Source organism: Liquorilactobacillus hordei DSM 19519, assembly GCF_019443985.1.
Lineage (GTDB): Bacteria > Bacillota > Bacilli > Lactobacillales > Lactobacillaceae > Liquorilactobacillus > Liquorilactobacillus hordei.
In genome coordinates, this window is record NZ_CP049303.1 from 1,790,444 (window position 1) to 1,810,309 (window position 19,866).

24 protein-coding genes and 1 other annotated feature are annotated in these 19,866 nt (G+C 35.8%); of the genes, 2 read left to right on the plus strand and 22 right to left on the minus strand.

What is annotated here, in order from left to right:
* The first annotated feature begins 229 nt into the window (after positions 1-229).
* Complete coding sequence (locus G6O70_RS09890; protein ID WP_057870137.1) at positions 230-1,141, plus strand: cation diffusion facilitator family transporter; 912 nt, start codon at positions 230-232, stop codon at positions 1,139-1,141.
* Here the strand turns inward: G6O70_RS09890 and uvrC are convergent, their stop codons facing one another.
* The 3 genes from uvrC to G6O70_RS09905 form a co-directional block, all read right to left on the minus strand.
* Positions 1,142-2,911: an excinuclease ABC subunit UvrC gene (uvrC, locus tag G6O70_RS09895; protein ID WP_057870136.1), complete on the minus strand. Its 1,770-nt coding sequence runs from the start codon at positions 2,909-2,911 to the stop codon at positions 1,142-1,144. It lies immediately after the preceding gene.
* Between the two features lie 395 nt (positions 2,912-3,306).
* Positions 3,307-4,041: an amino acid ABC transporter ATP-binding protein gene (locus G6O70_RS09900; RefSeq protein ID WP_057870135.1), complete on the minus strand. Its 735-nt coding sequence runs from the start codon at positions 4,039-4,041 to the stop codon at positions 3,307-3,309.
* Positions 4,034-5,452 (minus strand): ABC transporter substrate-binding protein/permease, encoded by a 1,419-nt coding sequence (locus G6O70_RS09905; protein ID WP_373566422.1) that lies wholly within the window; start codon positions 5,450-5,452, stop codon positions 4,034-4,036. Before G6O70_RS09905 ends, G6O70_RS09900 begins: the two co-directional genes overlap by 8 nt.
* Positions 5,453-5,694: 242 nt before the next feature.
* Between G6O70_RS09905 and G6O70_RS09910 the strand changes: the two genes are divergently transcribed.
* Positions 5,695-5,832 carry an SPJ_0845 family protein gene (locus G6O70_RS09910; protein WP_164478090.1) on the plus strand — a complete coding sequence of 46 codons (138 nt, stop codon included), beginning with the start codon at positions 5,695-5,697 and terminating at the stop codon, positions 5,830-5,832.
* Positions 5,833-5,958: 126 nt separating this feature from the next.
* Here the strand turns inward: G6O70_RS09910 and G6O70_RS09915 are convergent, their stop codons facing one another.
* From G6O70_RS09915 to thrS, 19 genes are all read right to left on the minus strand, one after another.
* Positions 5,959-6,807 carry an IS3 family transposase gene (locus G6O70_RS09915; RefSeq protein WP_219934273.1) on the minus strand — a complete coding sequence of 283 codons (849 nt, stop codon included), beginning with the start codon at positions 6,805-6,807 and terminating at the stop codon, positions 5,959-5,961.
* 23 nt (positions 6,808-6,830) lie between these two features.
* Positions 6,831-7,346, minus strand: coding sequence for a helix-turn-helix domain-containing protein (locus G6O70_RS09920; RefSeq protein WP_258236133.1), 516 nt, complete (start codon positions 7,344-7,346; stop codon positions 6,831-6,833).
* A gap of 91 nt (positions 7,347-7,437) precedes the next feature.
* Complete coding sequence (locus G6O70_RS09925; protein WP_083481906.1) at positions 7,438-8,514, minus strand: S66 family peptidase; 1,077 nt, start codon at positions 8,512-8,514, stop codon at positions 7,438-7,440.
* A gap of 44 nt (positions 8,515-8,558) precedes the next feature.
* Positions 8,559-8,858 carry a nucleoside triphosphate pyrophosphohydrolase family protein gene (locus G6O70_RS09930; RefSeq protein ID WP_057869371.1) on the minus strand — a complete coding sequence of 100 codons (300 nt, stop codon included), beginning with the start codon at positions 8,856-8,858 and terminating at the stop codon, positions 8,559-8,561.
* A gap of 16 nt (positions 8,859-8,874) precedes the next feature.
* A complete protein-coding gene (gene yihA, locus G6O70_RS09935; protein WP_057869372.1) occupies positions 8,875-9,462 on the minus strand; it encodes a ribosome biogenesis GTP-binding protein YihA/YsxC in 588 nt (195 codons plus the stop codon).
* 166 nt (positions 9,463-9,628) lie between these two features.
* Positions 9,629-9,805, minus strand: coding sequence for a 50S ribosomal protein L32 (rpmF, locus tag G6O70_RS09940; protein WP_057828860.1), 177 nt, complete (start codon positions 9,803-9,805; stop codon positions 9,629-9,631).
* Between the two features lie 93 nt (positions 9,806-9,898).
* A complete protein-coding gene (locus G6O70_RS09945; RefSeq protein ID WP_057869373.1) occupies positions 9,899-10,435 on the minus strand; it encodes a YceD family protein in 537 nt (178 codons plus the stop codon).
* 78 nt (positions 10,436-10,513) lie between these two features.
* The gene (locus G6O70_RS09950) at positions 10,514-11,656 is read right to left on the minus strand and encodes a nucleotidyltransferase (RefSeq protein WP_057869374.1); all 1,143 of its coding nucleotides are present in this window, start codon (positions 11,654-11,656) and stop codon (positions 10,514-10,516) included.
* Between the two features lie 12 nt (positions 11,657-11,668).
* Positions 11,669-12,406 (minus strand): class I SAM-dependent DNA methyltransferase, encoded by a 738-nt coding sequence (locus tag G6O70_RS09955; RefSeq protein ID WP_057869375.1) that lies wholly within the window; start codon positions 12,404-12,406, stop codon positions 11,669-11,671.
* Positions 12,406-12,762, minus strand: coding sequence for a ribosome silencing factor (gene rsfS / locus G6O70_RS09960; protein ID WP_057869376.1), 357 nt, complete (start codon positions 12,760-12,762; stop codon positions 12,406-12,408). The genes G6O70_RS09955 and rsfS overlap by 1 nt, the downstream gene beginning before the upstream one ends.
* Positions 12,763-12,773: 11 nt before the next feature.
* A complete protein-coding gene (gene yqeK, locus G6O70_RS09965) occupies positions 12,774-13,367 on the minus strand; it encodes a bis(5'-nucleosyl)-tetraphosphatase (symmetrical) YqeK (protein ID WP_157047951.1) in 594 nt (197 codons plus the stop codon).
* On the minus strand, positions 13,357-13,998 hold the full coding sequence (locus G6O70_RS09970; RefSeq protein WP_057869378.1) for a nicotinate-nucleotide adenylyltransferase: 642 nt from the start codon (positions 13,996-13,998) through the stop codon (positions 13,357-13,359). Before G6O70_RS09970 ends, yqeK begins: the two co-directional genes overlap by 11 nt.
* A 27-nt stretch (positions 13,999-14,025) precedes the next feature.
* The gene (gene yhbY, locus G6O70_RS09975) at positions 14,026-14,340 is read right to left on the minus strand and encodes a ribosome assembly RNA-binding protein YhbY (protein WP_057869379.1); all 315 of its coding nucleotides are present in this window, start codon (positions 14,338-14,340) and stop codon (positions 14,026-14,028) included.
* Positions 14,341-14,350: 10 nt separating this feature from the next.
* Complete coding sequence (gene yqeH / locus G6O70_RS09980; RefSeq protein WP_057869380.1) at positions 14,351-15,469, minus strand: ribosome biogenesis GTPase YqeH; 1,119 nt, start codon at positions 15,467-15,469, stop codon at positions 14,351-14,353.
* Positions 15,462-15,995 carry a YqeG family HAD IIIA-type phosphatase gene (locus G6O70_RS09985; protein WP_057869381.1) on the minus strand — a complete coding sequence of 178 codons (534 nt, stop codon included), beginning with the start codon at positions 15,993-15,995 and terminating at the stop codon, positions 15,462-15,464. Before G6O70_RS09985 ends, yqeH begins: the two co-directional genes overlap by 8 nt.
* Positions 15,996-16,279: 284 nt before the next feature.
* Positions 16,280-16,639 carry a 50S ribosomal protein L20 gene (gene rplT / locus G6O70_RS09990; RefSeq protein WP_057869382.1) on the minus strand — a complete coding sequence of 120 codons (360 nt, stop codon included), beginning with the start codon at positions 16,637-16,639 and terminating at the stop codon, positions 16,280-16,282.
* Positions 16,640-16,732: 93 nt separating this feature from the next.
* Complete coding sequence (rpmI, locus tag G6O70_RS09995; RefSeq protein WP_003690491.1) at positions 16,733-16,933, minus strand: 50S ribosomal protein L35; 201 nt, start codon at positions 16,931-16,933, stop codon at positions 16,733-16,735.
* A 27-nt stretch (positions 16,934-16,960) separates the two neighbouring features.
* Entirely contained in the window at positions 16,961-17,461 is a 501-nt protein-coding gene (infC, locus tag G6O70_RS10000; RefSeq protein ID WP_057869383.1) for a translation initiation factor IF-3, read from the minus strand.
* A 45-nt stretch (positions 17,462-17,506) separates the two neighbouring features.
* Positions 17,507-17,640, minus strand: a sequence feature (ribosomal protein L20 leader region).
* Between the two features lie 41 nt (positions 17,641-17,681).
* Positions 17,682-19,619: a threonine--tRNA ligase gene (gene thrS, locus G6O70_RS10005; protein WP_057869384.1), complete on the minus strand. Its 1,938-nt coding sequence runs from the start codon at positions 19,617-19,619 to the stop codon at positions 17,682-17,684.
* Between the last annotated feature and the right edge of the window lie 247 nt (positions 19,620-19,866).

Below are 19,866 nucleotides of genomic sequence, written 5' to 3' on the forward strand. Positions count from 1 at the left end.
ATATTGATTATTTACATTTGTGCTAATATGTGAGCTAATAAAGAAAAAATGAACTTGTTCATCGTTACCCTAAAAACTACCACCGCCAACTATAACAGTTTTTAGAATTAAGGTCAAAAATACGCTCGTTGTCTTTTTACGTATTTATACTATAAAGTTTAACAATTTCATTTCATCAAAAAAAATCATATAATTTACGTATCTAAAACTAATCAAGGAGTGATCTAAAATGCAACAAAGGTATAAAAATCTAAAAATAGCACAAAAAGGTGTCTTAATCAGCCTTTGCGCTTATATTATACTCTCCTTGCTAAAAGTTATCATTGGTCAGTTAAGTCACTCCGAAACATTACTTGCGGACGGATTCAACAACTCAACCGATATTTTCTCATCATGTGCTGTCATGGTTGGGCTAAGATTAGCTACCTGTCCACCGGATGAACATCACCAATATGGCCATTGGAAGGCTGAAACAATTGCTACCTTCTTAACTTCATTAATTATGCTACTGGTGGGTCTCAGTGTCCTTTACACTTCAATTAGAAATATTCTGGCAGGCAATCACGAATCACCTGATATTTATGCCTTATTTGTTGGGATCTTCAGTGGGTCATTAATGTATGGTGTCTACTTCCATAACGCTCATCAAGCAAAAAAAATCAACTCACAATCGTTACTTGCAATTGCCAAGGATTGTAGAAGCGATGCCTGGACTAGTTTTGGAACATCCGTTACAATCTTTGCTGCAAACTTTAACATGGCTTGGCTTGATGGAGTCGTTGCCTTTTTAATTGGCCTCCTAATTCTCAAAACAGCCTATGATATTTTCTCAGCAAGTGCTTTCTCATTATCTGATGGTTTTGACGATGATCTACTTGAAAAATATGTTGCTGATGTTGAAAAAATCCCTGGAGTTGAGCTCGTACATAATATTCAAGGCCGTTCATATGGTGCGAATGTTTTTATCGATATTATTATCTGGGTAGATCCGCAGATGACGGTGCGAAAAAGCCATCATATTACTGAAAAGATTGAAAGCCTCTTACAAAGAGACTATGGCGTCTTTGATACTGATGTTCATGTCGAACCTTGGGACGTTGACTACGAACCTCAACAACCCAATGAGTTAAACAGTCATTAGTTATTTAAGACTTAATTTAATTGTCTGTGCAACCTTTTTAGGAATTCCCAAAGCTTGAATTTCTTCTAGCGAAGCATCTGCAATTTTCTTCATAGATCCAAATTTCCTCAACAATTTAATCCGTGACTTTGGCCCAATGCCAGGAATTAAATCAAGTCGCGAAGATAAAGAGTTTTTAGAATGCGTTTGTCGATGAAAAGTTATCGCAAACCTATGAACTTCATCTTGAATGCGTTGAATCAAATAAAAAGCTTCACTCTTAGGATTCAATGACACCTTCTGATACTGCATATTCATTAAATCTGCGGTCTTATGGTGATTATCTTTAACCATTCCTGCCACAGGGATATCCAAACCAAGCTCGTTTTGCAACACATCTTGTGCGGCTTCAATTTGAATTTCTGCTCCATCCATTAAGATTAGATCTGGTAGATCATGATGTTCCTTCAATAATCTGGTATACCTTCTTCTGATGACTTCTCTTGTACTTGCACTTTCATCAGCGTGCGTAACAGTTCGTAACTTGTACTTACGATACTGACTTTTTTGTGGCCTTCCATCTAAAAATGACACCATTGCTGAAACAACATCAGAACCTTGAATATGCGAATGGTCAAATGACTCAATTCGATGTCCAATTGGTAAATTTAAGGCACTCATCAGTTCATCCATCGCACCTGTTGTCTTACGATCATCTAATTCCAATAGACGAAACTTCTCTTCAAGTACAAGCCGTGCATTTTTTTCTCCAAGTTCCATTAAATTTTTCTTTGTTCCCCTAATTGGTGTTTTGACAGGAATCTGCAGTATTTCACCAAGCACATCATGACTTACTCCCTTTGGAACAAGTATCTCCTTAGGAAGTATCCTATTTTTTTGGTTATAAAACTGTAAAATAAATGATTCTAGCTCTGCCTCAGGGGTATCTATACAAGGAAAAAGTCTTTTCTCACGCTTGATTAGACGGGCTTGGCGAATAAAGAAAATTTGCATTGAAATCCAGCCTTTATCCATGTAAAAATTAAATAAATCTCTTGGTGTATTATCATTTGAAATTATTTTTTGCTTTTCAACTGTTACTTCAATGTAATGCATTTGATCACGAAGTTCAGCTGCTCTTTCAAACTCAAGTTTTTGTGCAGCAAGATTCATCTTACTCTCTAATGTTTTCTTAATTGCACCAACATTGCCATTTAGAAACGTTTTTATTTTTTTTATCTGTTTGTCATATTCTTCCGCCTTAACTTCTTTAAAACAAGCCCCTAAACACTGTCCCATATGGTAATACAGACACGGGCGCTTCTGATAACCATTACACCTTCTTAGCGGATAAACACGTTGAAGCAGATGCATCGTCTCACTTGCAGCATAAACATTCGGATAAGGACCGAAATAGTAAGCTCCATCCTTCTTTACCTGACTAACAATTTTTAATGTTGGATCCTTTTCATTCGTAATTTTTATATAGGGATACCCTGTACCCCTTTTTAATTTTATATTGTAATATGGTTTATGTTTCTGGATTAGTGTGATTTCTAATAAAAATGCCTCTTTATCGGTTGAGGTAATAATTGTTTCAAAATCTCTTATTTCCGAAACTAATTTAGCGGTCTTACCTTCATGCATGCTTTTAAAATAAGAACGCACTCTATTCTTCAAATTTTTAGCTTTACCAACATAAATAATTTTACTATTGAGATCTTTCATCAAATAGCATCCTGGTAAATCGGGTAACAATTTCAATTTATTTTCAATGTGTTGTGTTGCCAACTTAATTCTTACACCTCCGTCTGCCGAACAAATTCTTATAATATTATATTACAGCATTAAACAAGTTTGTAGTGAAAGACTTTGAATTCTCCATCTTCGCTTTAAGATCTGAGTTAACGGTGAGTTAACAAAAAAGAAATGGATGTAACAAAAGTCAGAAAATTTTGAGTACTAACTCGAAATTACAAATATCGCGAGTGTTTTAATATGAATAATTCGAAGTGAAACAGAGAGGTTTGACTTATGAAATACGTTTAAACGGAATAATTAGCACGGCTGGAGCAAACTTTAGCTTTTGGCGTATCCCCAGACAAAGAGGATGGGTCAAAAGTTAACTTTTGACTCATCCTCTTTCATATCACCATATCTAAAATCCAAATATTTAAACTCTATTACTACAATATTTTTGACAAAAATTCTTTAGCTCGACTCGTTTTCGGATTTGCAAAAAATTCACTGGGTGTGCCCTTTTCTTGAATATAACCCTCATCCATAAACCATATCTGATCTGCAACTTCTTTTGCAAATCCCATCTCGTGTGTTACAACAATCATTGTCATCCCAGATTCAGCAAGATCTTGCATTACTTTTAAAACTTCACCAACCATCTCTGGATCTAAAGCTGATGTTGGTTCATCAAAAAGCATCATCTCAGGATCCATCGCAAGTGCTCTTGCAATTGCCACACGTTGTTGTTGTCCCCCTGAAAGACTTTGTGGAAATTGTTCAGCTTTATCTGCCAGACCAACTTGCTCTAATAATTGCGCTGCTTTTTGGGCCACTTGTGTTTCTGGACTTTTTTTAACTTTTGAAGGTGCAAGCTGAACATTATTTATTACGTTCATGTTAGGGAAAAGATTAAAGCTTTGAAAAACCATTCCCATTCGTTCTCTGAGTTTATTTAATTCAACTTCAGAAATATTTGTTAAATCTTGTCCTTCAAATATTATTTGGCCGGCGGAAGGTTGCTCTAAAACATTCAAACATCTTAAAAAAGTGCTTTTACCTGAACCAGAAGGACCTATTACACAGATAACTTGTCCTTTTTGCACAACTTCCGTAATATTTTTTAAAACTTGATTATCACCAAATGATTTCTCAAGATTTTTAATTTCAATCATATTAGGCATGTTTCATTCTCCCTTCAAAATAACCTAAGACCTTAGAAAGACCAAATGTCATTACAAAATAAATGACCATTGTAATAAAGATTGGGATTACTCCTTTGTATGTTGCTGATTGTACTAATTGCATTTGATACATCAAATCACCAACGCCAATAATAGAAACAATTGAACTCTCTTTGATAAGAGTAATGAACTCATTACCAAGTGCTGGCCAAATATTCTTCAATGCTTGTGGAATAATAACATATCTATAAGTTAATGTTTGTGACATTCCCAAACTTCTAGCCGCTTCTGTTTGACCTGATGGGATTGACTCAATACCTGAACGAATGACCTCAGCAACATAAGCCGCAGAGTTTAGTGAAACAGCAATTATCCCCGCGAGCAAAGCTGGCAATGATTGAACAATCGCACCTATTCCAAAATAAACAAACATTACCTGAACCATCAAGGGAGTTCCTCTGACAAATTCAATATATGCAACTGCAATTGCTTTGCCCAATTTATTTTTAGACAATCGCAGGAGTGCCAATAATATTCCTAATATGAATCCAAAAAACACTGAAACAACAGTTATTATGAGGGTATACTCAATTCCCTTTGCAAAATAAGTCCAATAATCCCACATTGAATTTTTCTTTGAATTATTACTCATATATTTTCCTGCTAAAGGAATGTATTGCTTGTTTATCAAGTCTTTTTTCTGAATTTCAGCAATTGTCTTATTAGCTGCATTAACTAGGCTCGTTGCACCCTTAGGGAATGCCATCGCTGAACCTGTTTGGCTAGAATCAACATTAAATTCCGGATTAATAACCTTTAATGAGCTGTTGTTTTGTGCAAATGCCTTAGCCGTTGCCTCTTCCATTGCAACCGCATTGACTTTGCCTGACTGAAGAGCAATGACCAAATCATTCAATTTGGCTAATCCCTTTATTTGATTATTCTTCATCTGCTTCTTAACGAGATCATATTGTAATGAACCTGTCTGAGCACCAATCGTCTTGTTCTTAAAACTATGAATATTTTTATAGAGTGCTGCATCTTTTTTATTAATCAGCATATACTGTTTCCCTCTATAATAAATATTTGAGAAATCCACACTTTTTTGGCGTTCAGGAGTTGGATTCATTCCCGAAATAACAGCATCAACTTTATGAGTCTCAAGAGCAACAAGTAATGAATCGAAATTCATATTTTTTATTTCTAGTTTCACACCTAAATTCTTGGCAAATTTCTTGGCAATCTCAATATCCAAACCTACGTAGTTCGTTTTTCCACTTTGCTTTACCGTAAATTCATAAGGTGGATAATCGGCACTTGTCCCAACTACAAGTGTTCCTTTATCTTTAACTTTCTGTAAATAATTATCATTTGAGGCACTTACTTTCCCCAGTGGTACTAGCAACATCATAATTAAAACTACCAAAGTAATCCAAATCTTTTTACTTTTCATTAAATTTCTCCCTTACGTTTTCTTACTCAACGATGTAAAGTATACATCAAAAAGAATTATTATTCAATAAAATTGCAAAATAAACATTTTTATTCGTTAATTAGGTGTATAAACCATAAAATATACATTTTACTTTATAATTGAATTTTTACTTACAAACTGATACTCTATTACTAATAATACGTAAGGGAGACTTAATTATGGGACTTACAGTAAATAGTCAGGCACGACTAGATGAACTTTTCGATAAATTTGCAGTTGATCCAAAGCAACCTAAAACAACGCAAAAACCTAAAGACGAAAAGAAAAAAAAGGACGAAAAAGATAAGAAAAATTAATACTTTAGTTTTAATTGACGGAGAATTTTAACTTACGAAACACATTTATTAATAATAAAACGAGGGATAGGGTCAGAAATTTAACTTTTGAAGTGCCATAAAAAAGTTAGACAAATTTGAATTGAATTATGCAATGACGGTCTGATTCCTGTATTCAACAGGCGTTAGGCCATTTTTGTTCATGGAAATCCGTTCATTGTTATACCAATCAGTGTATTCTGCTACAACTTTGACTAATTCATCAATGTTGTTAATGCGAATACGATTCAGACATTCTCGTTTCATTAGGTTAAAGAAACTTTCAATTGGCGCGTTGTCATGACAATTACCTTTACGTGACATACTTTGGGTAATGTTCATTCTGTTTAAGGCTTTACGATAAGCTTTTTGCTGATATTGCCAGCCTTGATCAGAATGTAAGATTGCTGCTGATCCGGGCGTAATCCATGATTCTAATTCATCTAATGTATCTTGTATCAAGGCCATATTGGGTGATGTACTAGCTTTGGCGACAAGGATTTCACCACTTGCTTCATCAGTGACACATGATAAATAACCCCATTTACCATCAACTAGCCTAATTTGTGTTATATCGGTATGGAACACGGTTAATGGTGTGGTTTGATTGAAATTTTGTTTAATAATATTAGGTGCAATGCGTCCAACTTGCCCTTTGTATGACGAATACTGGGAAGTGTGCTTCGAATACACACCAACTTTAAGCCCTAAAAGACTCATAAGACTTCTAATTGTTTCGCGGCATAACGTATAACCAGCTTTTAACGCCATCGCATATACTCGTCGATATCCATACGTCTCATGGCTTTCGTGGTAAACATGTTCAATGAACAATTTTATATTTTTATACTTGTCAGGTCTCTTCATCCGTTTTCGTTGATCGTAGTAAGTAGCTCGTGGTAATTTGAATTGTTCTAATAATATTTGTAGTTTGTATTGCGACCTTAAGGAGTCCACGATAACTGTTTTTTCGCGACTTGTTAATGCTTGCGTTGATTGTGCCTCATGGCCGCTAATGCTTTTAAAATATCACGTTCCATTTCAGTTTCCTGAAGTTGTGCTTTGAGTTTGAGAATTTCCTCTTTATACTTTTCCTCGGCCGACGGGTTAAGTTTCTTGTTTGTTGATTTAGTCATACTTGCAGGCCTCCCTCGAGGCCTTTTACGTAAACCAGCAGCACCCATTTTTTGGAATGTATTCACCCATGAATTTACCCGGCTGAATGTAATACCAAAATGGGCAGCGACTGCCATTTGGCTGACCTCATGTGTTTTTACATAGTTTACCACAAAAAGCTTGAAATCTTGTGAGTAAACTTTTTTGGTATGTTGCGCTTTGAGAGATGACAATCCATGCACGCTTGCTTGCAGAACCCATTTTCGAATAGTTATCATACTTGGGATATTGTATTTACGCATTAAATCAGAGTAAGAAACGTCTCCATTCCAGTACTCTTGAACCAATTTAACTTTGAATTCAAATGTATATTTAGTCATAAAAAAGCGCTCCATAATAATTAGATTTTTGTCTAACTATTATGGGGCACTTCATTTTGACCCCGTCCCTCGTTTTATTTGTACCAATTAATTACTCTTGAAATAATGACTCAGTAATCTCAAATTCCTTCTTATCAAAATCAATTTTTGCCGTACAACCATAAGGTATTACAGTTCTAGGATACGCATGTCCAAAATTAACATTCGTTAGAATTGGTAAATCATATTTTTCTGCTATAGTTTTTAATTTTTCTCGATAATCTTGATAATATACATTGTTTTGTGGCTTACCCGCGATTATTGCATTAATCACTTTGAATATTCCTTTTTTTTCTAAATTACCAAGCATTACTTCATATTCCTCTGGAGTAGGGCGTTCTTCACTAGTTTCAATAAAGAGAATTTTATCTTGCCATTGCTTTATCTCAGGAAAGATTCCATATTTAAAACAAATCTCACGCTCATCAGAATACCTGGTATTTGTCAAAATATCATTTAAACTGTCGATACATCCTCCAAGTAACTTTCCAGTTATTACAACACCACTCCCATTTAATGTCTCGTATCCTAGCTTTTCTGTATGGCTAACTCGAGCAGTTCCAACAACGTCAGGTGAAAAGTCAGTTCTCTCCTCATACCATGTATTGCTGGAAATAATTTTTAAGCTGGTAGTCAATTTAAAATAATTACTAATTGTATTTGCAGTATATGGTAGTAAATCTTTATCTAATTCCGCCAAATCGTTTAAGAAATTAGGACCATAAAATGTTTGTAAGCCCAATTTATAAAACATTAAGTGATTAATTGTTGTATCAGAAAAACCTGAAAATAGTTTTGGATGATTGTGTACCGCAGTAATAAATTCTGGATCATCCATCAGGTAAGGCAGTAATCTATATGTATCATCCCCACCAATAACACAGAATATACCTTGAATGTCATCTCGCAAAAACGCTGCTTTCAAATCTGCAGCACGTGCTTCTGGATGCTTATTCAAATATTCTATTCCCATTAAGGTGTTAGCCATATAGACAGGTTCTACACCATAATTGCGAAGTCTTTTTTCTCCTAATTTTTTCTGATGCTGTGCGAAATTTTCACCTAATATACCACCAGACAGACTTACAATCGCAACCTTGTCACCCTTTTTCAATTTATGTGGTTTCACTAAACTCACTCCTTTTGGCTTTAGTTCTGCTAAAATTTTACTTTTTAACTATCTTGTGAAAAGCCGTGTGGATATCGTTTATTAAGCGTCTCAATGTTATCCTTTGCAATTTCATCAAACGGAATATCTGCCCACGCAGCAATCTGTGATAAGTACCACAATACATCTCCCATCTCATGTATCATTTCTTCTCGGTTCAGTTCTTTTCCTTTAAAGGTGTAATTCTTAATAAGATCTATTACCTGTCCACTCTCGCCTGCAAGTCCAAGTGCACAATTTGTAAGGACTTGTTCATTGCCATAAAGTGTCCTAGTCGCCGCTTCTTGATATTCATTAAATTCCATTAAACTCCAATCCCTTCTAGTTATTTATTTTTTCTTCTATCCAATTCCATACCGCATCTTCACCAATTTTTTCAGTGGCAGAAAAAAGTACTAATCTATCTTTATCATTTAATTTTATCTTTTTCCTGATATCTTTTTCAACTTTATTCCACTTACCTCTTGGCATTTTATCAATTTTTGTTGCCACTAATAAAACTGGTAAGTTATAATATTGAAGAAATTCTACCATTTGTACATCTAATTCTGTTGGCTCATGGCGTCCATCAATCAAGGAGACAACTCCTCTTAGCGGTTCACGCTGAACTAAATATGTTTCAATCATTCTACCCCATTTTTCCCGCTCAGCTTTGGAAACCTTCGCATAACCATACCCAGGTACATCAACTAAATAAAGCAATGATTCTACATCATAAAAATTCAGTGTCTGTGTTTTCCCCGGTTGACTTGATGTTCGTGCATAACTCTTTCTATTAATTAAACGATTAATTAACGAAGACTTACCAACATTAGATCTGCCAACCAATGCAACTTCTGGGTATCCTTCTTCTGGATATTGTTCTGGCCTAACAGCACTTATTTTGAGATTTACATTATGAACTTTCATCAGCTTACTGTCCTTTCTTACACTGCTAAATTCTACCATATCTTATCTTTATGACTCTAGAGATAAAACATATTTTACAAAAAAAAAAACACCCCTCGCTCAATTAGCTTGGGATGCAACATTCATCAAAAAATAAAATAAGGGCCATGGTCCCTCATCTTAATTATTAATCAACTTTTACAACTTCCTTATCACCGTAGAACCCACAGCTTGGGCATACATGATGAGACTTTCTTAATTCACCACAGTTAGGGCATGCACTCATACCTGGTACTTGCAATTTGTAGTGTGTACGACGTAATCTCTTACGAGTTTTTGATGTTTTACGTGCTGGTACTGCCATCTTAACAGCCACCTCCTTCAAATTAATAAAATTAATCAACAAAAAGAATTGTACTTTTAATTCAACAATTTTGCAACTGCTAAAGTTTTAATTTTACTCATTAAAAAAATCCTTTAGCTTCACTAATCGCGGATCGATTGCATCTTTATCTTTTTGCTTTTGATTATTACGACTATCTTCAGAAACTTCCCAATCCTTACCTTGAGGTAAGTTTGCACTAGCTTCTTCCTCAGTTGTCAAAACTCTTGTTGGAATCTGCAACAATATATTATCCTCAACAGCTCGGTCAAGGTCAAAAATATCATCCTCCAAAATAATCACGACATCGTTAGCATCAAATCTAGACAAATCATGTGTTCTGTGACTTACATAATATTCACTCACTTCAAAATTAAGCGGAACCTCTACCACTTTAAGAGATCTGGTAGAAGGTAATGTCACTTTAACACTAACGCTAAACGACCCAAGGAGACCTAGACTGTCTACTACGAAAAAGCCGCTTACATGTGCTGGAGAAATAGCAGTGATCTCACTATTTCGTTTGATAATTGAATTAGACACGTTGATTACTTCCTCAAATTGAAAAGGCATTGAACCAATCTGTCCTAGCTCATTTAAAGACCACTTCATTCAAAACTTCCTCCTAATGCAACAAACTTGATTATACCTGTCAAAAAATACATTGTCAATGTTTTTTCCTTGACAGCACTACTGTTGGAATGGACTTCGCCCAAAATCCTGTCTCTGACCACTGAACTGGCTATATACCAGTCCTGCTCTATAGTCTAGTTTAAGCAGGTTAGCAGCTACTTTTTGCGAAACTCTCGAAACGACCGGAAATAATAGCTTCTTCTTCACACTATTCAGATGGTTTTGACCCTTAATATCAAAACCAAGTATTCTAATATAGGGTTTTTGTTCAACCTCTTCAATATCTTCGTTTTTTGCCTGAAGTAGAATCATCGTTGCTATTCTTGTCATATGGGTATATGTGAATCGCTTTGACTTGACTTCACTTATCCAATCATTAAATGTAACTGCCGGCCCCATTCTCTCTAACTTATCCTTAATACGAAACTCAAGTCCTTCTGTCATTCCATATATTTCTCTTAACTCTTGTACATTGCTTGTCAAGATTTGATATTTAAGTAGTGGCCAAAAATCTACCCAGCTTAATGTCTTCCCTTGTTGAAGATCTACTGCTGTCAAATGAGGCACGTGATTAGCAACAGATTCTTGTCTATTTAGTGCAGCATCTCTGATTGCTGAAGCACTTGCAATTCGAGAAGTAATCGGCAATTGTTGATCATGATGTGCTGCTGCTCTCCTTTGAATTGGTACTAACTCCAAAAATGATCCCAATTTTAGATTTGCTCTTGCATATGCTAACCCTAAAAGATTATTCGGTTTAGAGACATCTACACCTGTTTTTTCCGTAATAGCTCGTTGATAAGCCTTTGCATAAGATTCATTATAAGTAGAAAAATTTCCATGAACCCTTTTCGTTATTTCTGCCATTTCAGCAAAATTATATTCTTCATTTTCAGCACCGAAAACTAACTTTTGGACGCCTAATTCTTTAAGAATTCTTAATGCTCCAAAAGCAAAAAAATCAGCTGGTTGAACACAAAAAGCTACTGGTAGTTCAACTACTAGATTGACCCCATTTAAGATTGCTTCCCTTGCTCTGGTCCATTTATCAAGAATAGCCGGTTCTCCACGTTCCAGAAAATTCCCACTCATCACGACAATTATGACCGCATCTGGAAATCTTTTTTTCACTTCATTAACTTGATATAAATGTCCGTTGTGAAACGGATTATACTCTGTCACTATTCCCACAACATCCATTCAAAGTCCTCCTCATCTCTTGTGACAAACAAAGAAAAAGCGAGTTGTTTCTTTATCAATTTTCCCATTACCATAATCCGCAGTAGCTTCGATCTTATCAAATCCTGCTTGGCTGAGAAGCTTTAAATATACATCTAATTCATAAGTTCGCTCATAATGAGTTTCTTCATAACGTTGATAACTTGCCTTATTTTTATCAGCAATAAAAAAAGTCAAATCATGGATAACACTATGCAAAGTTTCACCAGCAAAACTCTCCCACAAGAAAGCTTGCTCTTTTGTCGTATAATTATACATGTAACCTGGGTAGACTATGTCAGTCTGATAAGGAGAGATTACATCAAAAACAAATATACCTTTTTCGTTTAAATGCTCGCTGACTTCTTGAAAAGTTCTCAATACCTCTTCTTCATCAGCAAGATAACATAATGAATCTAATCCACAAGTCACAATATCAAAGTTCTCTAATTCACTTAAATCTGTCATATTTGCTTGTACGAGACTCAAATCTGCTTCTTCTTTTCGAGTCCGAGCTTCTGCAAGTGCCAACATTTCTTCAGACAGATCAGCACCAGTTACTTGATAACCACTCTGAGCAAGCATTACCGCCAATCTACCTGCACCACATGCCAGATCTAACAATTTGTTTTTTTGTTTATCTACGACTTTATTAACTAGATTTAACCAATTATCATAAATCTCTGGGTCCATCAATTCATCATAGACTTGCGCAAATGTCGAGTAAATCATTATTCCGTAATCCAATCATTGACTTCAACTAGTGGTGCATCAGCCCAAAGTTTCTCAAGGTTATAAAAACCTCTCGTCTCTGATTTGAATACATGAACAACAACATCTCTTAAATCAATTAAAATCCAATTGCCGCTGCTTTTTCCTTCAATTTGCTTGATATCAATCCCAGCTTTTTCAACTTCTTCTTCGATGTTGTCAACAATTGCTTTGACCTGACGTTCAGAATCCGCCTGCATTATCACAAAATAATCAGCTAAATAACTTATTTTACTAACATCTAATGCAACTATATCTTCAGCACGCTTACTATCAGCAGCTTCTACAACAACTTTTAATATCTCTTTACTATCCATTAAATTCTCCTTTACTTAACTACCCATTTATTATAAGTCAAGATTGCCGCAGGGTACACTACTCCATTAGTCGAAATCAAATATTCCAATGTGTGTTTAATTTCAAATGCAACAGCATCATTCAGATTGCTATAGGCTAATGTCCGTGCAATATTGACATCTGGAAATACTCTTCCATCTTCAACATAGTCGGCAACATAAATGATTTTATCGAGGACCATCATCTTCTCAGCACCAATAGTATGTTTCCTCACTGCATCCAAAATTTCCCCGTCTTTAATATTCAATTCATCCTTAATAATTTCAGCACCAACAACTCCATGCCAGATAAAGTTATTCCAGTTTAGTAAGTCTGGGTCAAGTTGCTTACTGATTACAACTTGTTTAAATTCTTCATCATTTCGTTCTTTAGCATAGTCGTGTACTAAAGCAGCGATGCTTGCTTTTTCAACATTATAATTATTATTCTTTGCAAGCTTAATTGCTGCTTTTTCAACACCCAATATATGTTGGTACCTTTTATCACTAACACTTTTTCTTACTTTATTTAACAATTCATCTCTTGTACCTGGAAAATATTTCTGGCTATACTCCTCATTCAAGATAGAGCCCCTCTTCCTTAATATAATTCTCTACATTCTCAGGAACCAAATACTTTATTGAACACTTATGCTGGATATTCCATCGGATTTGTGTTGAACTGATTTCAATCAGTGGTACATCGACCCACATCACTGGGTATTGACTTTCCTTTGGAAATCCTGCTCTAGCCACCCCTACAAAATGAACCAATTTTACTAATTCGTCAATCCGATACCATTTTGGAAGGTAGTCTACCATGTCTCCACCAATAATAAAATAGTATTCATAGTCAGGATGCCTTCTCTTCAATTCAATTATTGTATCAAAGGTATAACTTACTCCGCCACGTTCCAACTCAGCAGTTTCCAAATTAAAAAGGGGATTTCCTGAAATGCTTAACTCAACCATCATTCTTCTCTTATCAGCCGCTATTGCATCTTTATAATCGATGTGTGGTGGCAAAGAATCCGGCATAAAAAACATCTTATCCAAATCCAGTTGATTTGCAACTTGATCCGCGATTATTAGATGACCCATATGGGGTGGATTGAAGGTACCTCCCAAAATACCTACTCGTTTTTTCTTACTATTCTCATTTGGCTCAACTACAGGATTAGTCTGAGCAACTGATTTCACGAGTGTACTAACATTCATCTATTAACACTCCCCATATCCTCCATATTAAATATTGCGTAATTCAGTTGAAACTTTACGATTTTCTTCTTTAGCTGATTGGCGATATAAAACAAGTACATGACCGATAACTTGAACTACAATAACGTCAGTGTTTTCTGCTAAATATTCAGCCACATCACTCGCTTCAAAATCTGAGCCTTGCAATACATTAACCTTTATTAACTCACGTTTATCCAAAGCAAATTTAATTTGTTCAATCCACTTATCTGAAATTCCTTCTTTACCAACTTGAAAAATTGGTCTCAAATTATGTGCTTTAGCTTTTAGAAACTTTTTTTGTTTTCCGCTTAATAAATTCATTTAATTCTCCTTAAATCATTGCGCGTCTAATTGTCACAGATACACCTTTTGGTGCCCATCCAGCAACTACAGCACCTGTTGGGATAGTTATCCAGCCTAAACCTGAAAAGACTAAATCGCTTTTTTGAGCAGTTTTGAATTCAAATCTCACTAACTCGGGTATTTTTTTCAATGTTTCCTCAGAAGGAGGCTGCAACAATTCACCAACATGTTTAGCATACAATGTATCCGCATTTTCTAATTTTGTTCGGTGCAACATCAAATTATTATCTGTGTAAACAACAATTCCATCTTTTTCACCAGAAATGTAATCAAACCGTGCTAACCCACCAAGAAAGAGCGTTTGTCCTGCATTCAATTGATATACACGCGGTTTTATTTCTTTTTGCGGTGAAGCAATATTAAGTTCCTTACCGCTAAGAAAATGTGCCATTTGATGTTGATGTATTATCCCCGGAGTATCAATTAACAAGTGCTCATCATCTAGCGGTATCTCTATCTTATCAAGCGTTGTTCCTGGAAAACGCGATGTCGTAATCAATTCACTTATTCCTGTTTGTTGCTTAATAATCTGATTAATCAAAGTTGACTTTCCAACATTGGTCACACCTACAACGTACACATCACGCCCTTCGCGATACTTCTCGATCAAAGAAAGGAGCGTCGCTATTCCATGATTTTTCCCTGCACTTACCAAAGCCACATCTACTGGTCTCAATCCAACTATATTAGCACTTTGCCTAATCCAGTCCTTCAACTTTGTCCGTTTAAGTGACTTAGGTAACAAGTCCTCTTTATTTCCAACCATCAAAATTGGATTCTTACCAACATAACGTTGAATACCAGGAATAATCGAACCACTAAAGTCAAAGATATCAATCACATTTACAATCAATGCGTCTGCATCACCGATTTGTGTCAAAATTTTCAAGAAATCATCATCTGTCAAGCTGACATCTGAGACTTCATTATAGTGACGCAACCTAAAACATCTTTTACAATATAATTCTTTAGTTTCAACTTGTTTTTTCAAAGCGGAAGTAGGTACATAACCTAATCCATCTGGATTATCACTTTGAATTAATGAGCCACATCCAATACAATATAGTGCCTCAGTTTCATCAGTCATTCAATGAATGCCCCCAAACTTCTTTTATAATATTTTTCTTTTGCAATCTTTTTTTTATTATTTTTTCTAAAAAACGATTTAATTTTGTATTCCAGGCATCTGTTTCAACAAGCGGTTTAACCCAGATACTCTTTATTTTAGCAGCATTAGCCGCCGCAACATCTGTAAGTAATTGATCACCAACCAAGACAATTTGACTGTCTTCTAAATTTAATTTTTTCTTAGCCTCATTGATTCCCTTCGTTAGCGGCTTCATAGCTCGTGAAATAAAAGGTAATCCTAAAGGTTCAACAGCTTTTTCAACGCGTTTCTTATTATTATTCGAAACAACAATTACGGGAATCTTTTCAGCATTCATGACCTCAAGCCACTTTCGCAACTCAGGAGTGCCATCCGGATTATTCCATGCAATTAATGTATTGTCTAAGTCAGTTAAAACTACTTTAATGCCCATCTTCTTAATCTCATCTGGTGTTATCTCATATATTGAGCTAATCATCCAAGTTGGTTTGAAACAAGTCAGCATTTGGTTCACTCCTAAATTAATCCTTTTGCTTGTTAATTATATGCTATGAACCCTACTTAAAGCAAAAAAATTACGTTTATTAATAAATTTTTCAATGTAAAATAAAAGGGCTGGGTCAAAAGTTATGACCAGCAGCCCTTTAGCGATAAAGTATAACCGTGTTTCATAAGATAAGATTCCTAGACTAGTTTCAAATCACACAGCAAAACAAACACACTGCTTGTAATTTGAGTCAATACTCTAGCTTAACAACCTATGTTCCACACTCATACTTATCTGCAAAATTATTTTGCTAATGCTTGCTTTGCTTCTTCAACAAGTGCTGTAAATGCTGCACTATCACTAATTGCAAGATCTGCTAACATCTTACGGTTAACTTCAACTTCAGCAAGCTTCAATCCATGCATTAATTTGCTGTAGCTGATATCGTTCATACGAGCAGCTGCATTGATACGAGCTATCCATAATTTGCGAAAATTTGTCTTCGTCTTACGACGATCACGGAAAGCATACAAGTATGATTTCATAACTTGTTGCTTAGCTACCTTGAATTGGATGTGCTTTGAACCGCGGTACCCTTTTGCTAATTTAATCATTCTTTTACGACGTTGACGCGTAACTGTTCCACCTTTAACACGTGGCATGATAATTCCTCCCTTATATATTCGAGGTGTTTATCTTTAATACACCTTCGAAACGGTCTTTTCTTCAAGACCTCATCATCAATTTTATTTTAATTAGTTCATTTGTGAAAGCATCTGCTTGATACGTTTCATATCCGAGCTAGATACCATTGATGCCTTGCGTAATTGACGACGTTGTTTCTTTGTCTTTCCGTGGAATCGATGACTTGTAAAAGCGTTTGAACGCTTTAATCCGCCATCTCCTGTACGCTTGAAACGTTTTGCTGATGCGCGATGTGTTTTTTGTTTTGGCATAGTACTTTCTTCCTCCTATATTAAAACCTATTTTTCGGCTTTAGGTGCCAGCATCATGAACATGCTGCGTCCATCCATTTTTGCTCTCGATTCAACAGTTGCAACTTCTTCAACTGCTTTTGCAAATCGATTCAAAACATCATAACCGATTTCTTTATGAGTAATTGCGCGTCCTTTGAAACGGATTGATACTTTTACCTTATCTCCCTTACCAAGGAATTTAAGCGCATTATTCAATTTTGTATTAAAGTCGTTTGTGTCAATCGTAGGACTCAAGCGAACCTCTTTAACATTGATAACTTTTTGATTCTTTCTAGCCTCACGTTGTTTCTTTTGCAGCTCAAACCGATATTTACCATAATCCATAATTCTGGCAACAGGTGGTTTCGCCTTTGGAGCAACTAAAACGAGATCAAGACTAGATTGTTCAGCTAGCTTCAATGCTTCTTGTTTGGTTTTAACCCCAAGTTGGGAACCATCACTGGCAATTAAGCGCAATTCACTTGCACGTATGCCTTCATTTACCATCTTATCTACTGCTATGATGCTTCACCTCCGTTTAATATCAGAGAAAATGCAGAAAAAAACCGGGTAGCTTAACCTAAGCTACCCGGACTAATCTTCACTTCATCAATTCGAAATAAATATCATCTGCCCGTGAACTAACTGTTCGCTAGGCGAGAAGCGGGTTGCTTCTGCTTTTTCTCAACTCTCTTACTATACATTGCTAACAAACTAAAGTCAAGTATTATTTTGTACGACTATAGCTTGCAATATCAGCTAGAATTTCATTAACAAATTTATCTTTTGAGACATTCACTGTATTTTTTTCACTATAGCGACGAACTGCAACTTCATTTGAGGCAACTTCTTGATCACCTACAACCAAAATATAAGGAATCTTTGTAACCTGTGCCTGACGAACTTTGTAACCCATTTTTTCATTTCTGTCATCAATTGATACACGTACATTAGCTGCTGCCAAACGATCACGCAATTCTTCACAATATTCCAAGTGCAAATCATTTTTAACAGGAATAATCGTAACTTGTTTTGGTGATAACCATGTTGGGAATGCACCCTTATACATTTCTGTTAAGTAAGCTGTAAATCGTTCCATAGTTGAAACAATTCCGCGATGAATCATAACTGGGCGGTGCTCCTCACCATCTGCGCCAATGTAATGTAGGTCAAACTTTTCAGGTAATAAGAAATCTAATTGAATAGTGGACAATGTCTCTTCTCCACCCAGAGCCGTCTTTGTTTGAACATCAAGTTTAGGGCCATAGAAAGCTGCTTCACCTTCTGCTTCAAAATACTCTAATCCTAGATCGTCCATCGCAGCCTTAAGCATTTTTTGTGATTTTTCCCACATCTCATCGTCATCAAAATACTTATGTGTGTTTTTAGGATCACGATAGCTTAAGCGGAAGCGATAGTCAGTGATATCAAAATCAGCATATACCGAAACCATTAATTGTAACGTACTCTTGAATTCTGCCTCGATTTGATCAGGTGTAACAAATGTATGACCATCATTCAATGTCATCTCGCGCACACGTGATAATCCTGTAAGTGCACCTGACTTTTCATAACGATGCATCATTCCTAATTCGGCAATTCTTAGAGGAAGATCACGGTATGAACGAATATGATGATTGTAAATTTGGATATGTGATGGACAGTTCATTGGACGTAATTCCAATAATTCGCCATCTCCCATGTCCATTGGTGGAAACATATCTTCACGATAATGATCCCAGTGACCTGATTGTTTATACAAATCTAAATTAGCAAGAATTGGAGTATAAACATGCTCATAACCACGTGAGACTTCTTTATCAATAATATAACGTTCAATCGTTCGACGAATTGTAGCACCATTAGGCATCCAATATGGTAATCCCGCACCTGCTTTAGGATCAACGAAGAACAAATCCAAATCGTTTCCAATTACACGATGGTCACGTTCACGTGCTTCTTGTCTTCTTTGTAACTCAGCATCTAATTCCTTTTGCTTGTAGAAGGCCGTCCCGTAAACACGTTGAAGCATAGGATTACTTGAAGCTCCCTTCCAATATGCTCCAGCAACTGAAAGTAATTTAAAAATTTTAATTGAACTAACTTTTTCTAAATAAGCACCTGCGGAAACATCTACAAAACTATTTAATTTGTGTAGAACAACTTTGCCAGAAACAGCAGCTTCTTTGACAAGTTCCATCCGATAAGCATCACCATCTACTAATGCTAACGCTTCTTTTTCATCGACTACTATGCGTTCAACTTTTGCACCTGAATTCACGATTTCTTGCATTTTTTTCGAAATTTTCTCAAATTCAGTTTCAGCAATCTGACCAGTTACATTATCCGTATCAATAAAGAAGCCATGCTCGCTAACACTACCTTCGCCAAACTTCATCTCTGGATATAGTTCTGACAATGATGCTCCTACCAACAAAGAAGCCGTCTGCCATAAAACTTTCAGTCCATCTTCAGAATTTTTTGTGACAATTTCAATTTCACCGTCACTCACTAAAGGCGCATTAAAATCAATTAACTCGCCATTATATCGTCCAGCGACAGCTTTTTTTGCAAGGCTCATACTAATTGATTGAGCAACCGTTGCAACCGTCGCCCCATCTTCAAATTCTTTAACAGCACCATCAGGAAACTTAACTTTAACCATAATTTCATCTCTCCTTTGAATAATTAACAAAATAAAAATCCCTAGCACACTTTAAAAAAGTATGCTAGGGACGCCATTAGCGTGGTTCCACCCAAATTTAGATATCAAAAATCTCTCAAATCGTTTTTAACAGGTCCGACCCGTTCCAATTATTAATTGGAATAATTTCTTCATAGAGGTGGTAAATTATATCATACTGAGTAGCTTGCAGTTAATGCCACTCATCCCTAATTCGTATAACCTTTTG